23 protein-coding genes are annotated in these 17,872 nt (G+C 44.4%); 6 read left to right on the top strand and 17 right to left on the bottom strand.

Annotated elements, in window-relative coordinates; all coding sequences use genetic code 11:
* Position 1 precedes the first annotated feature (1 nt).
* Genes H6626_12990 through H6626_12980 form a run of 3 tightly spaced genes read left to right on the top strand, consistent with a single transcriptional unit; the run spans position 2 to position 2,377 of the window.
* Positions 2–694, top strand: coding sequence for a sterol desaturase family protein (locus H6626_12990; GenBank protein USN47090.1), 693 nt, complete (start codon positions 2–4; stop codon positions 692–694).
* Entirely contained in the window at positions 687–1,169 is a 483-nt protein-coding gene (locus H6626_12985) for a hypothetical protein (protein ID USN47089.1), read from the top strand. Before H6626_12990 ends, H6626_12985 begins: the two co-directional genes overlap by 8 nt.
* Entirely contained in the window at positions 1,166–2,377 is a 1,212-nt protein-coding gene (locus tag H6626_12980; GenBank protein ID USN47088.1) for a DUF393 domain-containing protein, read from the top strand. The genes H6626_12985 and H6626_12980 overlap by 4 nt, the downstream gene beginning before the upstream one ends.
* Positions 2,378–2,404: 27 nt before the next feature.
* Here the strand turns inward: H6626_12980 and H6626_12975 are convergent, their stop codons facing one another.
* The 9 genes from H6626_12975 to H6626_12935 form a co-directional block, all read right to left on the bottom strand.
* On the bottom strand, positions 2,405–2,755 hold the full coding sequence (locus H6626_12975; GenBank protein USN47087.1) for a DUF1499 domain-containing protein: 351 nt from the start codon (positions 2,753–2,755) through the stop codon (positions 2,405–2,407).
* A gap of 180 nt (positions 2,756–2,935) precedes the next feature.
* Positions 2,936–3,367 carry an arsenate reductase ArsC gene (locus H6626_12970; GenBank protein ID USN47086.1) on the bottom strand — a complete coding sequence of 144 codons (432 nt, stop codon included), beginning with the start codon at positions 3,365–3,367 and terminating at the stop codon, positions 2,936–2,938.
* Between the two features lie 59 nt (positions 3,368–3,426).
* Positions 3,427–3,696, bottom strand: a complete 270-nt coding sequence (locus H6626_12965) for a DUF2945 domain-containing protein (protein ID USN47085.1) — start codon at positions 3,694–3,696, stop codon at positions 3,427–3,429.
* A gap of 78 nt (positions 3,697–3,774) precedes the next feature.
* Complete coding sequence (locus tag H6626_12960) at positions 3,775–4,128, bottom strand: DUF1304 domain-containing protein (protein USN47084.1); 354 nt, start codon at positions 4,126–4,128, stop codon at positions 3,775–3,777.
* 21 nt (positions 4,129–4,149) lie between these two features.
* Entirely contained in the window at positions 4,150–4,497 is a 348-nt protein-coding gene (locus tag H6626_12955; protein ID USN47083.1) for a DMT family protein, read from the bottom strand.
* A gap of 89 nt (positions 4,498–4,586) precedes the next feature.
* Positions 4,587–6,215: an ABC-F family ATP-binding cassette domain-containing protein gene (locus H6626_12950; protein ID USN47082.1), complete on the bottom strand. Its 1,629-nt coding sequence runs from the start codon at positions 6,213–6,215 to the stop codon at positions 4,587–4,589.
* Between the two features lie 288 nt (positions 6,216–6,503).
* Positions 6,504–6,815 carry an HIT domain-containing protein gene (locus H6626_12945; protein ID USN47081.1) on the bottom strand — a complete coding sequence of 104 codons (312 nt, stop codon included), beginning with the start codon at positions 6,813–6,815 and terminating at the stop codon, positions 6,504–6,506.
* A 344-nt stretch (positions 6,816–7,159) separates the two neighbouring features.
* Positions 7,160–7,585 carry a hypothetical protein gene (locus H6626_12940; protein ID USN47080.1) on the bottom strand — a complete coding sequence of 142 codons (426 nt, stop codon included), beginning with the start codon at positions 7,583–7,585 and terminating at the stop codon, positions 7,160–7,162.
* A 49-nt stretch (positions 7,586–7,634) separates the two neighbouring features.
* Positions 7,635–8,081, bottom strand: a complete 447-nt coding sequence (locus H6626_12935) for an SRPBCC family protein (GenBank protein USN47079.1) — start codon at positions 8,079–8,081, stop codon at positions 7,635–7,637.
* Between the two features lie 204 nt (positions 8,082–8,285).
* Between H6626_12935 and H6626_12930 the strand changes: the two genes are divergently transcribed.
* Positions 8,286–8,519 carry a hypothetical protein gene (locus tag H6626_12930; GenBank protein USN47078.1) on the top strand — a complete coding sequence of 78 codons (234 nt, stop codon included), beginning with the start codon at positions 8,286–8,288 and terminating at the stop codon, positions 8,517–8,519.
* Between the two features lie 64 nt (positions 8,520–8,583).
* Here the strand turns inward: H6626_12930 and H6626_12925 are convergent, their stop codons facing one another.
* Positions 8,584–8,766 carry a hypothetical protein gene (locus H6626_12925; GenBank protein ID USN47077.1) on the bottom strand — a complete coding sequence of 61 codons (183 nt, stop codon included), beginning with the start codon at positions 8,764–8,766 and terminating at the stop codon, positions 8,584–8,586.
* Between the two features lie 706 nt (positions 8,767–9,472).
* On the opposite strand from H6626_12925, the gene H6626_12920 reads away from it, so the two are divergent.
* A complete protein-coding gene (locus H6626_12920) occupies positions 9,473–10,054 on the top strand; it encodes a type IV toxin-antitoxin system AbiEi family antitoxin domain-containing protein (GenBank protein ID USN47076.1) in 582 nt (193 codons plus the stop codon).
* Positions 10,051–10,899: a nucleotidyl transferase AbiEii/AbiGii toxin family protein gene (locus H6626_12915; GenBank protein USN47075.1), complete on the top strand. Its 849-nt coding sequence runs from the start codon at positions 10,051–10,053 to the stop codon at positions 10,897–10,899. The genes H6626_12920 and H6626_12915 overlap by 4 nt, the downstream gene beginning before the upstream one ends.
* 217 nt (positions 10,900–11,116) lie before the next feature.
* Here H6626_12915 and ltrA read toward each other — a convergent pair whose 3' ends face one another.
* The 7 genes from ltrA to H6626_12880 all read right to left on the bottom strand — a co-directional run bounded on the left by ltrA (position 11,117) and on the right by H6626_12880 (position 17,849).
* Positions 11,117–12,466: a group II intron reverse transcriptase/maturase gene (ltrA, locus tag H6626_12910; protein USN47074.1), complete on the bottom strand. Its 1,350-nt coding sequence runs from the start codon at positions 12,464–12,466 to the stop codon at positions 11,117–11,119.
* A 780-nt stretch (positions 12,467–13,246) separates the two neighbouring features.
* The gene (locus tag H6626_12905) at positions 13,247–14,404 is read right to left on the bottom strand and encodes a tyrosine-type recombinase/integrase (GenBank protein ID USN47073.1); all 1,158 of its coding nucleotides are present in this window, start codon (positions 14,402–14,404) and stop codon (positions 13,247–13,249) included.
* Between the two features lies 1 nt (position 14,405).
* A complete protein-coding gene (locus H6626_12900) occupies positions 14,406–14,798 on the bottom strand; it encodes a helix-turn-helix domain-containing protein (protein USN47072.1) in 393 nt (130 codons plus the stop codon).
* A gap of 175 nt (positions 14,799–14,973) precedes the next feature.
* On the bottom strand, positions 14,974–15,867 hold the full coding sequence (locus H6626_12895; protein ID USN47071.1) for a replication-relaxation family protein: 894 nt from the start codon (positions 15,865–15,867) through the stop codon (positions 14,974–14,976).
* Complete coding sequence (locus H6626_12890) at positions 15,867–16,175, bottom strand: hypothetical protein (protein USN47070.1); 309 nt, start codon at positions 16,173–16,175, stop codon at positions 15,867–15,869. The genes H6626_12895 and H6626_12890 overlap by 1 nt, the downstream gene beginning before the upstream one ends.
* On the bottom strand, positions 16,175–16,516 hold the full coding sequence (locus H6626_12885) for a hypothetical protein (protein ID USN47069.1): 342 nt from the start codon (positions 16,514–16,516) through the stop codon (positions 16,175–16,177). Before H6626_12885 ends, H6626_12890 begins: the two co-directional genes overlap by 1 nt.
* Before the next feature lie 70 nt (positions 16,517–16,586).
* Positions 16,587–17,849: an NAD(P)/FAD-dependent oxidoreductase gene (locus H6626_12880; GenBank protein USN47068.1), complete on the bottom strand. Its 1,263-nt coding sequence runs from the start codon at positions 17,847–17,849 to the stop codon at positions 16,587–16,589.
* Positions 17,850–17,872: the final 23 nt, after the last annotated feature.

Here is a 17,872-nt window from a genome sequence, read left to right as displayed (position 1 = left end):
GATGATTTTAGAAAGAATTTTGCCGGCACGGTCTCTGCCTCATGTACCGGGTTGGTGGATGCGAGTCATTCTTATCAACATCATGCAAGCGGGCGTGGTGGTATTGGGTGGACTCACCTGGGAGCAATATCTGCAATCACTTTCTTTGGTCAACGTACCTTGGCCCAATGAGGTGTTTGCTGTGGCCACGACCTATTTCGCTATCACATTTGTTTTTTACTGGTGGCACAAGTGGCGACACGATGTCGAATGGCTATGGACCACCTGTCATCAAATACATCACAGTCCTAGTCGTATTGAAACCATCACTTCTTTTTATAAACACCCTTTAGAAATTTTTTTGAATTCTATTATCATTGCGACCATTGTTTACCCGGTTATGGGACTTTCTTTACAAGCAGGCGCATGGGTCACTGTGTGTACTGGACTCGCCGAATTTTTATATCACATGAATATTAAAACCCCTTATTGGTGGGGTTTTGTCTTTCAACGGCCTGAAAGCCACCGAGTACACCATGAACGAAACAAACACTATAAAAATTTTGCTGATCTTCCATTGTGGGATATGATCTTTGGCACATTTGAAAATCCCCACAGAGAGGTCACATGTGGGTTTCGCCTAGAAAGAGAGCTGATGTTTTATAAAATGCTTACTTTTAAAAATGTAAATCAGAAACGGGATCTAGATGAATAGCCGCCGGTGGCCATACTACATACTTATTTTTGTAGGTCTGTTTCAGGTTTTTGGAATGATCCCTGGCTTCAGCGCGCTTCGAGGCCTCGGCCTGGCTACTGTGGCCTCACCTCTTCCATTGGTGTTTAGTCATTTTCGCGGAAATGAAACCTTTAATGCCGACTTTTATCTTAAACTCTTCAAAGACAATCACGAAGTTTATGGTCAAAAAATCACTCCGAAACTTTATAGCCAGCTCCTCGGCCCCTACAACAGGCGAAATGTATTTGGCGCCGTTTTTGCCTACGGCCCCTATCTCAACCAGCCGCAAGAAAGAGAATTGTTAAATACGATTTTAAAAAATGCTTTTTGCAATAACGGCCCACTGGCAAGAGAGTTTTCTATTGATGTGACATTTGACGCCGTCCAAATAGTCGTCTTGTCAAAAATGAATACGCCGCCAAAGCCCCATGAGATTAAGGTGATGTGCCCATGAGCCCGGTTACGCCCTATCAGTTTTCTTTTTTTAGAATCGTGTTTTCGTCTTATTTATTTGTACATTTTTCTGCGCTCATACCCTGGGGAAGTGAAATGTTCAGCAATGCCGGCCTTTTGCCTGATGGCAAAATGAACCCGACAAGTTCCATTTTCCCAAATATGCTGTACGCTTTAGATACTCCCTTTTTTGTGCAGATCTTTTTGGTGGGCCTTTGTTTGCTTTCGCTGTTATTACTTGCAGGCTACAAACGACGCTTGGTCGCTTTGTTATTGTGGTACGGGTGGGCCTGTTTGTTTAACAGAAATATATTTACAGGAAATCCGGGCCTCCCATTTATTGGTTGGATACTTTTAGCTTTAACGTTGATACCCCCAGGCGAACCCCTTTCTCGATCAGAAGAAGATCCTCAATGGGAGTTCCCAAAAGAAATTTACTGGGGCGCATGGCTGCTCTTAGCCCTTGGCTACACGGCCAGTGGACTTCACAAGCTGGGCAGCCCGAGCTGGGTAGACGGTACGGCGATTCAAAATGTTTTAGAAAACCCGCTGGCGCGTGACACTTTCTTGAGGGGGCTCTTGCTAGATCATGACGGTATCAATCGCTTTCTTACCTGGAGTTCATTGGCTCTTGAAATACTTTTTTTGCCGTTAGCCTTGATTTCGAAAACACGTCCTTTTGCTTGGTTAGGGATCGTGGGCATGCATCTGGGTATTATCACAACCATTGACTTTGCCGATCTCACTAGCGGTGTGCTCATTGTACACTTGTTTACTTTTGATTCTCGGTGGATCAAGCAGCCAAAGCGCGAACCATCAACTTCGCCTATTTTGTTTTTTGACGGCGTATGTGGCCTCTGTAACGGATTTATCGACTTTTTGTTAAAAGAAGACCGATCCAAAATATACAAGGTTTCACCTCTACAAGGGGATGTCGCAAAAACTACGATTGATAGGTCGCACATTGATAACCTTGATAGTTTAGTGCTTGTTCAAGACGGTCTTGAGATGACAAAGTCCACTGCCGTGTTGCGAATCTTTCGTGATCTCGGGTCAATTTGGTGGGTGCTGTCGATCTTTCGCATTTTTCCAGCGCCAATGAGGGATGCCGCTTATGATTTCATCGCCTCCCATAGATATAGGCTATTCGGCAAGAAAGACAGCTGCCGACTCCCAACGCCCGAAGAGAGAAGCCAATTCTTAGATTGATGGTTTACTTGAAAGTCTTAACTCCTCTTAGATTTTCTTAGTAATTTCTGACATCCGTTTTCGATTCACGCCCAAATCGGAGTAACCCACCCTTGAGGCCGATCGAAAGTGTATATGCTGACTTTTCTCATCAACTATAAATTCTATGTCATCAACAAACCGAAAAACTGCGCTTTTCAAGCTAAAATGAAAGTAATTGTTTTCTTTAGTCAAGACCTCTACCCTTAGCCAACCCAACATGACCTTTTCAATGATTGAACGAACCACTTCAGGTTTTACCGAAAATGGAATGGGCGACATGAGCTTATCAGGCTGACTCGTTTGAGTAGACACACAATTCGGGCTACTGGGGCATTCTTTTAGATTTAGCTCGGCCATTGTCACTTTCCCTGCGAAGATTGAAAATACCAAAATCCAACTACTTTTCCACATCTAGTCGTGTACCCCGTTTCAGCTATCGCTTCCGTCTAATGCGCATAAATTCTCCAGAGATCAGTCTGAATTAGGAAAACCGCCAAGATCAAGACATTAATGATTTCCCTTCAAAAACCACAAAAGTCATTGTTTCTCGAGCTCCTGTTCTATTTTCAAAACGAAGTCTCGGATTTCATCTCTCACTCGTCGGTAAACCTCAAGAATCTGGCCCTCGTCCGTCATATTTTTTGTCAATCGGGGCGGATCATCAAATCCGTGGTGAACTATCTTTCCCTGCCCAGAAAAGTAAGGACACGTCTCATGAGCATCCGAGCATACGGTGACCACATAAGTAAATTCATGGCCGTCGAGGTCTTCTGTTGTTTTCGAAACATGGGATGAAATATCCACACCCGCCTCGTTCATCACCCTAACCGCCATAGGATTCAGCCCATGCTTCTTAGTGCCGGCAGAAAAGAAATCAAAACGATCAGACTTGAAATGACGCCCCCAACCCTCTGCCATCTGAGAGCGACAAGAATTTCCGGTACATAAAAAAAGGATCTTTTCTTTCACGACGCCCCTTAAATGGCACAGCCCATGGTGGTTCTAAAAAATCTCTAGCCCAGGGCTCATCAATCGTCACTAAATAACTTTGGCGTGGGACCACTTCGTTTCTTTTTCTCAGGCTGGCTAACAAACAGCTCTGAATGCAGCTTCAACGCCAAGTTGCCTGCGCTGGACAACACCAAGTAGGCCGGCTTTTCTGAAGATCCATTTCTTTTAATCTTCTTACCTTTGATCACTTTTTCTACTGGCTTAAAAAATACTTCTTTCACTTCACCAGAAATCGGTCGCCCCATCCACTTCCAAAATACTTTAGACCCCACTTCAAATGCCTTCATACCGAATCGCACTTTCTTAAGTTTGATTTTTGTTTTTTTATCGAGAGAACATGGTTTGGCTCAATCATCACAAGACACTCAGCTAAAGAATATGAGCCCAAGCCCTAAGATTGCCGGGAGGGCTTGTACAAATAGAATCTTTCGACTCACCGTCCACGCGCCGTAAATCCCCGCTAAGGCCACGCAGGATAGAAAAAAGATTTGAATTTGCGAAGCCATCTGAGGATCTTCCGCAAATGCACCCCAAGCCAAGCCCGCCGCCAAAAATCCATTATACAACCCTTGATTGGCAGCCAATACTGCTGAAAGCTTCGCTTTCTCAAGCGATTGCCCAAAAATCTTCAAACCAATGGGCTTGGTCCAAAAAAATACCTCTAAAATCATAAAACAAACGTGAAAACCAGCCACCAATAAAACTACAAATGTTTGCATTTTCTGTTTACCACCTAAAACTCACGCCATTGCATCTCTAAAAATAAAATACACGGCTCCAACAAGGCACATTCCGGCCCAGACAAAGTTTATTGTTGGTTTAATGCCCATGAAAAAAAAAGAAAATCCCACAAAAACGGCAAGTGTGATTACTTCTTGAATTATTTTTAATTGCGGCAGCGAAAAATACGTAAAACCAATTCTGTTGGCAGGGACTTGAAAACAATACTCAAAAAAAGCAACCCCCCAACTTACAAGAATAGCTATAATTAGTGGCTTTGAGTTGAGTGTTTTCAAATGACCATACCAAGCAAATGTCATGAAAACGTTCGAGACCAAAAGCATTCCCAACGTTAAAAACACTTTCATTTACTGTCCCCCACTGTCCGATCTACCGAATTTTCAAAATAATTTCGCAATTTACCACACAAATATTTTTGGTTAATCCACATCTAGAGCTAGCTCAATGGTAATCCACTCACCCGCTCTTGGTATTCATCCCAAGTACCATCATAAACATGAAGCTCATGGTGGTCGAGATGAAAAACTCTATTGGTGATTTGCCTTAGAAAATGCCGGTCGTGACTGACCACCATGACAGTTCCAGGAAACTTCTTAACGGCATCTAAAAGCACTTCTCGCGATTGAATATCAAGATGGTTTGTGGGCTCATCCAAAACCAAAAAATTAACCGGCTGCGCCAAAATAGTAGCCAGTACCACTCTGCTTTTTTCACCACCCGACAATACCGAAATCTTCTTTTCTACTTCGTCACCTGAAAACTTAAATGCCCCCAGCAGATTTCTTAAGTAACCCAGGTTTTGAGTTGGAAACCGGTCGTGTAGCTCTTCAATAATTGTCTTGTTTTTATCAAGTATGTCTAGAGAGTTTTGACTAAAGTACCCGATGAGCACTCCGGCCCCCAGCTTGCATTCACCACCAGAAGGCTCTATTTGACCCGTCACAATTTTTAGCAATGTTGACTTACCGGCACCGTTCACTCCAGAGACCGCAATGCGATCTAGTCTTTTTACAAGCCCGTTAAGGTTTTCAAAAACCCTCAAGTCTTTGCCGTCTTCCAGTGGATAGCTTTTCTTTAAGCCTTCAAACTTAAAAACCTCTTCGCCGCTCCTAGGTGGCTCAGGCCACACAAACTGGATAGCTTTTTCTTCTTGAGGCACCTCTATACGTTCGATCTTCTCCACTTTTTTTACTCGCGACTGCACTTGCGCGGCATGAGACGCTCGGGCTGCAAATCTCGAAATAAATTGTTCTTCTTTTGCAAGCATGTCTTCTTGCCGCTTGGCAGCTGCAACAAGTTGGGCCCGGCGCACATCTCGCTCTCGTTCATAAAAATCGTAGTTGCCACCATAGGTGGTCACCGTTTGATGAGCCACTTCGAATATTTTAGTGACTAAGCGATTCATAAACTCTCGGTCGTGGCTCGTCATTAAAACCGCACCCTCAAATTGCTTGATCCATGACTCAAGCCAAATGATCGACTCCAAATCTAAATGGTTTGTAGGCTCGTCCATCAAAAGCACATCGGGCTTGATCAATAGAATCTTGGCTAATGCAATTCTCATTTTCCAGCCACCACTAAACCCGTCAACAGGGCGATGATGTGAATCTGGAGGAAACCCCAAGCCCGTGATAATCTCTTCAGCTCTAGCCGTTAGCTCGTAGCCACCCTTACTTTCAAATTCACTCTGCAGATGCCCATATTCTTCTAACACCCTGGCAATTTCATCATCATCCAGGGGCTCACACATTTTGGCCTCGAGTAACGGAAGCCGAGTTTCAATGTCGGATAAGTTGCCGGCTGCCGACTTAACTTCGTCTATTACGCTTTTACCACCCATCTCAGCGATATTCTGAGAAAAATAACCGATGGTCACCTTATCTGGACACACCACCTGCCCCTCATCGGGCCGCTCTTCACCCACGATCATACGAAAAATCGTGGTTTTGCCGGCCCCGTTAGGACCAACAAGCCCCACTTTTTCGCCCGCATTCAACTGAAAGCTGGCATTACTGTAGAGAACTTTGTTGCCGTAGTGTTTTGAAACATTTGAAAAGTGTATCATGCTCGTGGATTACCACCAAAATGCCGATTTGGCGAGCCTAGCGACCACTTTCTTGAAAATGAAATGCAGTATTAACAGTGCCATTTATAGTACCACTCCAGGTCACCATTGCCGGGTCATTTCTAGCCGCAGGCGCGCTCGCCCATCGTAGGAGCTCAGGTCTTCGTCGATCAACATCTAAACTCAAAGTTGATTTTAGCGACTCGTCAAACTTTGCTGAACCACTAATGGCTTTTCTTGTCGGGTTAAACATGTTGCCAACATTATGGTAAGAATTCCCACTTCCAATTATAAACACGCCTTCGTCTCGAAGTGGTGACAGAGCTTCTCCGATCCGAAAGAAACAGCGATTTTATCATCTGTTTTCCGCGGAAGGATATGCAAGTGACTATGTGGCACTTCTTGGCCAGCAACTTCTCCATCTGATAAAAATAGATTATAGCCATCTGGCGAAAGACTTGAGGCATCTAGGGCTCGAATAATTTTTTGTGCAACCCGAAACAATTGACCGACAGTTTCAGGCGGCAAATCTACCAATCGGGCCCTTTCTTCTGATGGTACTACAAGCAAGTGGCCGTCACCGATCGGATGAATATCCATAAAAACAGAACAAAGGTCATCTTGATATACAAATGACCCTGGCTATTCACCCTTTATGATTTTTGTGAAAACGGTACTCACTCAGATCCCTCTAATTTTCCCCTATTTTGTTCGAACTGATCAGGATTTTATTTTTTAATTATAATACCTTCCACGCCGAGACTCCCATACTACCACTCAGCTTTGCCTCTGCCCCCTCCAATGGAAGCCAATAGCAGTGAAAGGTCACCCCGTCATCAAGCCCGCCACCAGAAACTTTATGGGTCCAACTATCGGGAAGGGTGTCTTTCGCTAAAGGCATCATGCAGCAGTCACAGTTTTTTGATTTAACCAAATACCCCTGTTTACATTTTGTTAGCAAATTTGTTAAAGATCTTCGAAACAATAAAGGAGCAACCAAAAGCCTTACCAAATGAGGCTATAGCCCAATAGAGACTTATAGAAATTGGAATAGGTAAGTAGCTGTACGTCGCTATCTGTGGCATAGCCATAACGAGACCAAGCCCAATTCCAAACGGAACGGCCTTCTTGCCTGCCTTGTCGGGACCAACAATTGGGTAAAAGAATGCCACTGACATAGCAAAAAGAAACTGGCTTAATAACATTACCGCCATATTCGATTGTTCCTGTGGCCGCCAGACACTCATTGTGGCTTCGTAAGGACCTTTCAGTAAAAAGCCGTGAACTAAGAACTCAAACAAAAATACAAATACGAAAGCGGTTATGCCTCCTAAAATCATCCCCTTCATCATCCCTTTGTTGTCTTTCATTTTCCCCTCCAAAAAAAGTGTTAAGAAAACCAATTAGATAAAAACTTCTTTACCGGCTCTCTAGGTTGTTTTTAATATCCATTAAGTCTTGTCGTAAAGCCTTCTTAATCATACCTGAAAACAAGAAGCCTAAAGGAGAAAGCAGCCTAGCCAAGAAAGTCTTTGGTGTGGCATCAAACCTCATGAAGAGTTTAGTTCCTTCGGCTGTTTCTATGACAGAAACCCGCGTATTATACTCACAGCCTGAGTTCAGCGCCTGAGTTTCGTACCAATGACCCTCTTCAGCTCTTGTTATCCACATTGTTTCAGCAGCCTCTTTACCGAGCATTTTTCGTGTCTCTCTCCACTTTAAGCCGACAATACCATTTTTTGGTTTTACTAAAATCTCTATTCTGAGTATGGCTGTAAGAATCTGATCGCAGTTTTCTATATCTGTGACAGTCTTCCATACCGTTGAAGTCGGCACTTTTATGGATTCAAATACCTCTACCGCCATTTTGGCTCTCCCATCAAAGTCTCGCTCTCAATGCTTTTTATTAAAACAAAGAAGTTACTCACTATCAAATCGATTTGATAATCAGAGTCGCCGAGGCCGCTGGCAATACCACCAGCCCCTCAGCCCTCACCGAACCGTACGTACGTACGCGTTCACGTATACGGCTCTCCCAGATCAAAGCAAGCTACCTGGCCTGTGGTCGGGATGATTGGGCATCACACCTATGGGCTTTATGGATCTCCATCTGGTCTTGGCTACCCTCGTCAGTTTGCGCCACGGCACGGGACGACCGCCTCTCCGGTACTTCCGCTTGAGGTACTGGTAGATTTGGCGGCGCACGGAATGGAGTTCTCGGTAAACAGTATAGTGGACCCCATTGTGGGGTCCCTTTACCACTGGGCTGCCAAGGCTTACCGGGCTCCTGAAAACCTGACTTGAGCATCTGGCTGATCAACCGGAAAATCCGGGGATCACAGATCTCTCTTGTCAGCATTTTCATAAGTTAATTGTGGCTGACTTGATCGAAGAACTTCTCGATGTCAGCTTCCAAGATGTGTCGATGGCGATAGGCTTGTTGAGCCACTTTGGCCACACAATCCACCGCTTTCCAATGTGGCCGAAACCCATAGGAACAATCATGAAACCTTTGCTCGTAAACCCCACTGCTTACGACCTTTCTTTGCATGCTCGGCCACCCGGATCCGAATGTGTCTTGTTTGTGGGCTAAGGGACATGTACTTCCTAGCCCCGGTTGGATGTTGGTTCATCTCAAGATCCTCATTACATACACAATTTCAAACCCAGAGTTCTCCCACACAGTCTTGCCTTCTACGTCGCCAACCGCTTGGGTCTAGCATCGTCTTCCCAGCGAGATGAGAGCTTCGAAGAAGCGAGGCTCATCGAAGCCGCCTTTTTAGCTGTTTACTTGTGTTGAGGCTGATGAATGTTACTTGCGCACAGTACCTCGTACCACTTTTCGCCTGCTACTTAACTCCCGTGGGTCACCCCAACCGAAAGCCGCAGGAGGTTTTAGTCGGCGGGTCTGGGCCCTTCCGACACCATTTGCCACAGCGAACGATCTTCGACAAATCGGCTACGCCGATGTTCGATTCCCGAAGGAGCTTACATCTCTGAACGACTGTGAGTGGTAAAGTCATAGAGTCATCTTCGGACGAAATGGTGGAGGTATATTTAATAAAATAAACCTCTGTAAAGTCAATAAGTTAGAAGGCCGTGGGCTTCATTGGGCCTCATATAAATATTAATTCCTAAAACGGTATACGGTGAAATATGACATTTTTCCTAAGAAATGTTAAATTTCACGCAATGGTGTCGGGGTGAAAAATAACATTTTTATTGAAAAATGTTAAATTTCACGCAATGCTATATACATGACAAAGGCTCAAGAAAAAAAGCTTAAAAAGTTCGGAATCTTTACACTGGCTCAAGCCAAAGAAATAGGGATTAGCCAACAAAGTCTTTCCAAACTTGTTAAGCAAGAAAAAATTAAAAGGGTGGATCGTGGAATATTCCTTCACCCAGAAGCAAGTCTAGACCGTGAATATGATTTCCAAATTGCTTACGCAAAGCTTGGGCCTGAAGCTGTAATTGGTGGTCTATCCGCCCTTTTTTATTATAACCTTGCCGAACAGGTTCCAAAGCAAACGTGGGTACTTGTTCCCCCTCATAAAATAACCAGCAATCGCTCATATCGTCTCATAAGAACAAAAACCCCTCTTGATAAAGGTATTGTCGAAGGAAGGGGTTATAAAATTGTTTCTATTGAGCGTGCCATTGCAGAGGCTTTTAAACTTGCTTCAAAAATGGGAGAGAGAACAGCTATTAAAGCTTGTCGAAAAGCTATTCAACAACGACAAACAACACTTAAAAAAATTGGAATGACCGCAAAGGAACTTGGCCTTGATTCCTATTTCAATAGATACTCCGAGGCAATCATTGGAGCAATACAATGACCACAAAAGCAAAGGGCACATCTGTAAGACAAAAGATTATCGATCTTGGAAAAAAACTAAATATTGACCCAAGAGACCTTGAGACCACTTTTTTGATTGAACGATTAGTGGCTCGTCTCATCGCTGATAAAAAGCTGGCGAGCAATCTTGTTTTTAAAGGTGGGTTTGTCGGGCTCAAGGTCTACGATTCCCCTCGCTACACGGTTGACCTCGATGCATTGCTTGTGAAAGCCAATGTTGATGAGACTCTGGAGCAAGTGAAAAAGCAGGCCGAAACTGATTTGAATGATGGTGTATGGTTCCGTTTTGAAAGTCAGATTGATCTGGCCACCCAAGGAGAGTACGGAGGAATTCGCCACACATATCGAGCAGGCATTGGTGAAGTTTTTAAAAATCTTAAAAAAGCTCAAATTGTCCATTTTGATTTGGGGATTGGCGACCCTATAACTCCAGGGCCTCAAAAGAAGCAAACCCCGTCGCTACTTGCTGACAATGAAGAAATCAGTTGGTCTGTCTATCCTATTGAAACGATTTGTGCTGAAAAACTTCATGCTTTGATTTCTCACGGAGATCAAAACTCTCGCTCCAAAGATGTTCATGATCTTGTGGTGTTTTTGCCAAAGGCTGACGGCCCTACACTCAAAAAAGCCCTCAAACGATCTTTTGAATTTCGCTCAACAGAATTACCAAAGTCTTTCTATCAAGAAATCAAAAATATCAATACGGGTTGGCTTGAACGGGGTTGGGCCAGTGCTGTGGACTCTATTCCCAATGCCATAAGTTTTAAAGAAGCCTTCAAAACAGTAATGGGCTTGATTCACGACCTGGAGAAAAAAACTCCTTGAAGGCTACTGACCTGAGCCCCGAAGCGGTGCCACTTCTAAATTAAGTCCCGCCCCTGATAACCCATTGAAAGTAGTTATTAGTGATTTTAGTTAGTTGCCAAAACACCCGGATAAAAGCCCGGGTAATTACCGAGTAGCCGAGGCAGCTGGCATTACCACCAGCCCCTCAGCCCTCACCGAACCGTACGTACGCGTTCACGTATACGGCTCTCCCAGATTAAAGCAAGCTACCTTGCTTGTGGTCGAGATGATTGGGTATCACACCTATAGGCTTTATAGGTCTCCATATGGTCTTGGCTACCTTCGTCAGTTTGCGCCACGGCACCGGGCGACCGCCTCTCCGGTACTTCCGCTTGAGGTACTGGTAGATTTGGCGGCGTACGGAATGGAGTTCTCGGTAAATGATGCTGTTGCCGTTCGAATACCGAAAGTAATTGCACCAGCCTCGCCATACCGATTGCACCACATCCCGCGCCTCATTCATTGTAAGATGAACGTGGAGCTTCTCCTTGAGACTGGCCTTCAAACTGCGACGGGCCTTTTCTGATGGTTGCCTAGCAATCCAAAATCGCTCAGGGTTATCAGTGAAGGCCCGAAGGTGAATCTTAAACCCCAGAAAATCAAACTTCGATTGATGGCTACGCCGTTCATTGGTCATATCCACCTCTCGAGTCTTACTCTCTTTGAGACTAAGTTCTCCCTCGCGCATCCATATGTATAAAAATCTTCGAGCCGTCTTGAGTTCAGCCTGCGTTTTTGCTGTAATCACAAAATCATCAGCATAACGGAATAGCTTCACCCTAGAGCTTTGCCCATAGACTTCCATAAATCTTTCATCAAGCACATGGTGGAGGTAAACGTTGGCTAGCAATGGCGACAGCGGCCCCCCTTGCGGGGTCCCTTTACCACTGGGCTGCCAAGGCTTACCGGGCTCCTGAAAACCTGACTTAAGCATCTGGCTGATCAACCGGAGAATTCGGGGATCACAGATCTCTCTTGTCAGCATTTTTAAGAGTTTATTGTGACTGACTTGATCGAAGAACTTCTCGATGTCAGCCTCCAAGATGTGTCGATGGCGGTAGACTTGTTGAGCCACTTTGGCTACACAATCTACCGCTTTCCTATGCGGCCGAAACCCATAGGAACAATCATGAAACCTTTGCTCGTAAACCACCTCCAATAGCAGTACGAGCACCCGTTGGACCACGCGGTCCTCCAGGTTAGGAATACCCAAAGGCCTTTGCTCCCCATTGCTTTTGGGGATGTAAGTGCGTTTGACCGGACCCGGTTGATAAGTCCTCACTCTGAGTCGCTCACTCAGATCTTTCACGAAATCCCATTCCTTGCCCTTAACCGACACTACGGTAACTTGGTCAAGACCCGCGCTACCGCGGTTCTTAATCACCAACTCTAGCGCATCAGCCAGGAGGTATGGGTCTGTAAGATAGCGATATAGATCCCACTGCTTACGACCTTTCTTTGCATGCTCGGCCACCCGGATCCGAATGTGTCTTGTTTGTGGGCTAAGGGACATGTACTTCCTAGCCCCGGTTGGATGTTGGTTCATCTCAAGATCCTCATTACATACACAATTGCAAATCCAAGTTCCTTCTGGACCTGACAACCCCTTCCTCTGACTTCGTCCGTTGAGTCTCGACAGGTTTCCTTGTCTTCGTGAGTACTATGGGTGTCTCTGACTTCTTTTACGACACCTGATTGGAGCTTATTGACTTCACTCCTTTGGTTGTGAAGGCTTCAACCTCCTCCACTGTCTTAAAAGATCTCTCCGGTTAACTTCTATGACTCTCATTCACCCGCCCCCAGCCAGTGACAAGGATGCTGCCGTGAGGGCAAACCCAGAGTTCTCCCGCACAGTCTTGCCTTCTACGTCGCCAACCGCTTGGGCCTAGCATCGTCTTCCCAGCGAGATGAGAGCTTCGAAGGAGCGAGGCTCATCGAAGCCGCCTTTTTAGCTGTTCACTTGTGTTGAGGCTGATGAATGTTACTTGCGCACAGTACCTCGTGCCGCTTTTCGCCTGCTACTTAACTCCCGTGGGTCACCCCAACCGAAAGCTGCAGGAGGTTTTAGTCGGCGGGTCTGGGCCCTTCCGACACCACTTGCCACAGCGAACGATCTTCGACAAATCGGCTGCGCCGATGTTCGACTCCCGAAGGGGCTTACATCTCGGAACGACTGTGAGTGGTAAAGTCATAGAGTCATCTTCGGACGAAATGGTGGAATCGAACCCGTGTCCGAATTCCCTCAAAAATCTCAACTGGTTAACTGATCGTGGGGCAAAAGTGGGGCAAAGCCAACTAATATCCACTAACGCTGAGTAATTCTTCATCACTTTTGCTTCCGTGAATTGAGAGACACGACATTCGCTGCGATCTCCTCCGGTGGCAAAACCGATAGCTTGTCAGTGGCTCCTGTGACTTCTACTCCAGCAAGACGAATATATCTTTGCATCGTCTTTAGGTCTTTCCAACCTGCAATTTTCATTACGATGGCTGAAGAGACTCCCTGGCGTAAAAGTTGAGTTCCAAAGCAAGCACGAAGAGTGTGGAACCGTACAGATGGTAACCCGTGCTCCATGCAGAAAGTTCTAAGAACTGCTGCTTGGATTCCGTTTCCCCACCTGGGTAGCCTTGGTAAAACGTATTCTTGATTTCCTCGTTCACATCTAAGCTCTTTTAAAAGCCTGATGCAATCTTGGCTCATTGGAACATCTCTCCAATAGCCAGCTTTTGTCGTAGAAATCTGCTTCGTTCTACCGTTGTAGGCTCGGGCCACAGTGATAAGCTTTTGTTCCCAATCAATGTCTGACCATTGAAGAGCGTAAAGCTCACCATTCCTCATTCCCGTTAGTAGTGCTAGTGCCCAAACGTGCCGCCATTCATGCTGATGAACATAAGCAAGTTCAATCAACTTTTTACATTCCCCTGCGGTGAGTATCTCAGGCTTTTTTTCCTCAGATTTTTTGAGCACCAAATCGTGAGCAGGGTTTTTCATTATATTAATGAGTCCCGCTTGGATTCCATGCTCAAAGACCGCCTTGATTCTGGTGCGCAGCTTTCTTCGATGTCCAAGGCTTACGCCTTTGTCTGACATCTCATTAAAGAGTTGCATCAGATCAAGTGGGGTGATGTCGGCACAGGGTTTATGTTCAAACACAACCATCCATCTTTTCATCCCACTGTAGTAGTCATCCAAAGTGCTTCGGCTCATACTGCCGAACTTCACTCGGACTTCTCCTTGGGATTGATACCAGTGTCTAAGAACGGCTCCCCAAGTTTGTCCTTTAATGGACCTTTGGGTTTCCATCTCTAAGACTTTTCTGTCTAGCTCTCTTTGAATCTTCGCCTCATATTTGATGGCTTCAGATTCAGATCGAACTCCAGACAGTTGCTCAGAGAGTCTGATATCTGGATATTGGCTGCTTCTTGTTTGAACTCGAACCCTATAAAGAGTCTTACCGTTTTTTGAATACTTTTGTATCGCCATATTAGATTCCTCCAGTTCTGGAGGCATCCAACAAACGGTCAAGCTCACACTTCTTAAAACGTAGATTGCGTCCCAATTTATGAAACGGAACCTGCCGCTTAAAGACCAGCACCCTCAACGCTCCAACTGATGGCAACCGCAAATATTCGGCTGCTTCATTGGAGGTTAACCAAGTCAAGTTTTCAAAGAGCTGTCCTGAATTCCGCTGCCTATGTTCGACATGCGTTTCAGTTCTATCCTCTGAATTTACACTATATGCGTAGACTTGACCATCAAATTTGCCTGCTTTTTCCTCACATTTTCCACTGTATTTTTCTTTGTTTTCTTCTTCTCTTTCTTCTCCTAAATCCCTATATATTCTCTCTCTTCTCTTAATCCTTCTATTCCTATTCACTATCTCATACTCCCCCTCCGCCCGCCGCCTTACCCCGTCTCCCTGACCACTTCCAACCGATGTATGTAATACAACATCTTTAGATGTAGGTGGGGAGTGGTCAGGAAGCTTTAGAGGAGTGAGTTTAGGCGGGCGGATTTAGTAGTGATCCAAAATCACTACGGTTTTTAAAATACTAAATTCTCTTCAACTGTTTTTCATGGGGGGACCGGAGTACCCCCATTTTAAAATTAGAGTCACGACGTGAGTTGAGTCTTGTGTCGCGCAGGTATGTAATCCAGTCGGGCAAAAATACAGTTTTAAATCGAGAGTTGAACAGCTCATAAAAACGATCTGTGTGTATGGACAAAGAATCTCCAAACAATAGAAAGTTTTCCGAATAGTGACCGACTCTCTTTGAGTCTTGTAATGGTTTTTCGCTGTAGACTTTAAAAATGGAATTGGTTATGTGTTGAGTATCACAAAGATAGATGACTCCATCGACGTGAGTGCCGTTGGCATATTTTTTTAGCTTCTGTCTAAGTCGCCTAACAGTTTTCGGTGTGCGCTCAATTTCCACAGCTATTGCCACTTCCTTTTGTGTTTTTGATTCTGGGAAGATGAGTAAAAGGTCAGGGTACAAATATAATTCTTGAGCAGAGGCTAGCATTATTTTTTCTGCGCCTTTACTGTTTTGAAAATCAAAGTCGCGTACAATTTCAGCTTCCGGAAACATCTTCATTAAAACATGCACCCAGAGAGCGCAGCACTCGGAATGTAACAATTCTCTGTGGCGAAAGTGTGGTTGTTTTAATTCATCAACACCCAGGCCCGTAAACTCTGCTATTTCTTTCAGAACGTCCTCTTGCTGGCACAAGTTATAGAATACACCTTTGCCAGCAAAGACTCGCTCAAATCGCCGCTCAACATAGTTCTTTTTCTGAAGTCGTTGTAATGCCCTAAGCAGTTTACCTTTTGTCATTGCCGGTTCAATCATGCGTTTTAAAGCCCTGTAAGAAAGCGGACCATGTAATTTTAAGAGCTGTATGATCTGCTTTCCACGCATGTACTTTTTAATCACTTCAGCCATTACATACCTTCTTTTTTTGATGAGATGCTTCGTCTCTTTGTCGCCTTGCTTTTGATTTCGTTGAGGTCTTTAATTAGAGAGTCGATGTCTACCTCTTTTTTTGAGGCCCAAGTCTTCAATGTCCGTCGAACATCTGTGTGCCTGGAGCGAAGTCCTTCAACACTAACTTTAGAGTTCATTATCATTGCATTGATTGTGTCAGAATAAGTAATATGCCCCAGCTTAAAATCAGAATTGGCATTTTTTGTTAATCCCTCAACAACACTCCAGGCTTCATTGGTAAGGACAACTTGCTTCCTTAGTTTCATTATCTGCCGCCTTTCTTTTTGTACTTGGGAACCAAAAAGGGGCTGGGTGGGAGATCACCAAAGTGCATTTCTATTTGACTACTGCGGTAAAGCTCCCTGTCTTCCTCAACCTCCTTATGAGTGAAAAAGGATGTGATTAGGCCGACGCCAAGTCCAATTGCTGCTCCTAAAGCCACATCTTGTCCTTTGTGTTTGCCAGCAGAATGTTGACCAGGATAGGTTGCTGCCGCACCTGTAGCAGCACCCATAGTTGCGCCAAGCTGTAATGATTTGTTCATAGTTGAACATGCAGATGTAAAGAGTAGTGAAGTGGAGAGTAACAATGTATATGCAATACGCATATCGTACCTCCTTTTAAATTTTTGATATGTATGAGTAGATATTCTGAAGTAAAAAAGATTAGCTAAAATTTTAATTTCTACGGTAGCTTCGCCACTCTCGATCCATTATTAACCTGGCACCTCGCCCATAGTTCAAGTAATGCCAAGTCCACTGGATAAAAACAAATACCCGATTCTTAAAACCTATCAAATAATAGATATGTACAAAAAGCCACGCCAGCCACGCAAGAAATCCCCAAAGTTTTATCCTTCCAATTTGCAAGACGGCCATTTTTCGACCAATAGTTGCCATTTGTCCTTTGTCCGTATACTCAAAATCCATTCGAGGCTTTCCCTTAAGCTCCCGCTTTAACAAATTACCAACAAAATGACCTTGTTGTATTGCTACTGGAGCAATGCCCGGCAAGGGATTTCCATTATTGTCTAAAACACTGGTTTGGTCTCCAATAAAAAAGACATTTGGATGACCAGCAAGAGACAAATCCTTCTCTACCTTAATGCGCCCTTGTACGTCCTTAGTTGTATTAATTTCTTTATTTATTGAAGACGGCTGAACTCCAGCTGCCCACAAAACCGTTTCAGATTCAAGGAACTCTTCACCAACCTGAACTCCCACTTCAGTGACTCCCGTAACCCGAGAATTTACCCACACCTGTACTCCTAACTTCTCAAGGCACCTTACCGCTTTTTTAGATAGGTCAGGATCAAATCCGGAAAGAATACGATCACCAGCTTCAATTAAAATGATTCGAGCATTACTTGGATTAATATTTCGAAAATCCTTTGAAAGGGTGAATCGACTTATTTCTCCAATAGCTCCAGCCAACTCTACACCCGTAGGGCCTCCACCGATCACAACAAATGTCAGATGCTGTTTAAATTTGACCCTATCTTTTTCACGTTCAGCTAATTCAAAGGCAGTAAGAATTCTTCTTCGAATCTCAATAGCTTGTTCCAATGTTTTAAGGCCAGGAGCTCGTTCCTCCCAGTGTTCATGTCCAAAATAACTGTGTTTGGCACCGCAAGCACAGATTAGATAATCGTATGAATGTTCAGCAGCATCACTTATCACTATTTGATTATCTAAATCGATACGTTCAACATTTTCTAAGAGTACATTAATATTTCGATATTTTGATAAAAGGCCGCGTATTGGCATTGCAATGTCAGTTGCACTAAGGCCAGCCATAGCAACTTGATAAAGAAGGGGTTGAAACAAATGATAGTTTCGACGATCAAGCAAAGTGATGTGAAACTCGTGGGTATTGCCTAAAGCTTTGGCAGCTTGTAAACCACCAAACCCACCGCCAATAATTACAACATTCTTAGTCACTACATCCTCTCAAACTCTTAATA

The organism is Pseudobdellovibrionaceae bacterium (assembly GCA_023898385.1).
Lineage (GTDB): Bacteria > Bdellovibrionota > Bdellovibrionia > Bdellovibrionales > UBA1609.
Note: the sequence above shows the minus strand (reverse complement) of the source record. Positions and strands in the feature narration are given on the sequence as shown.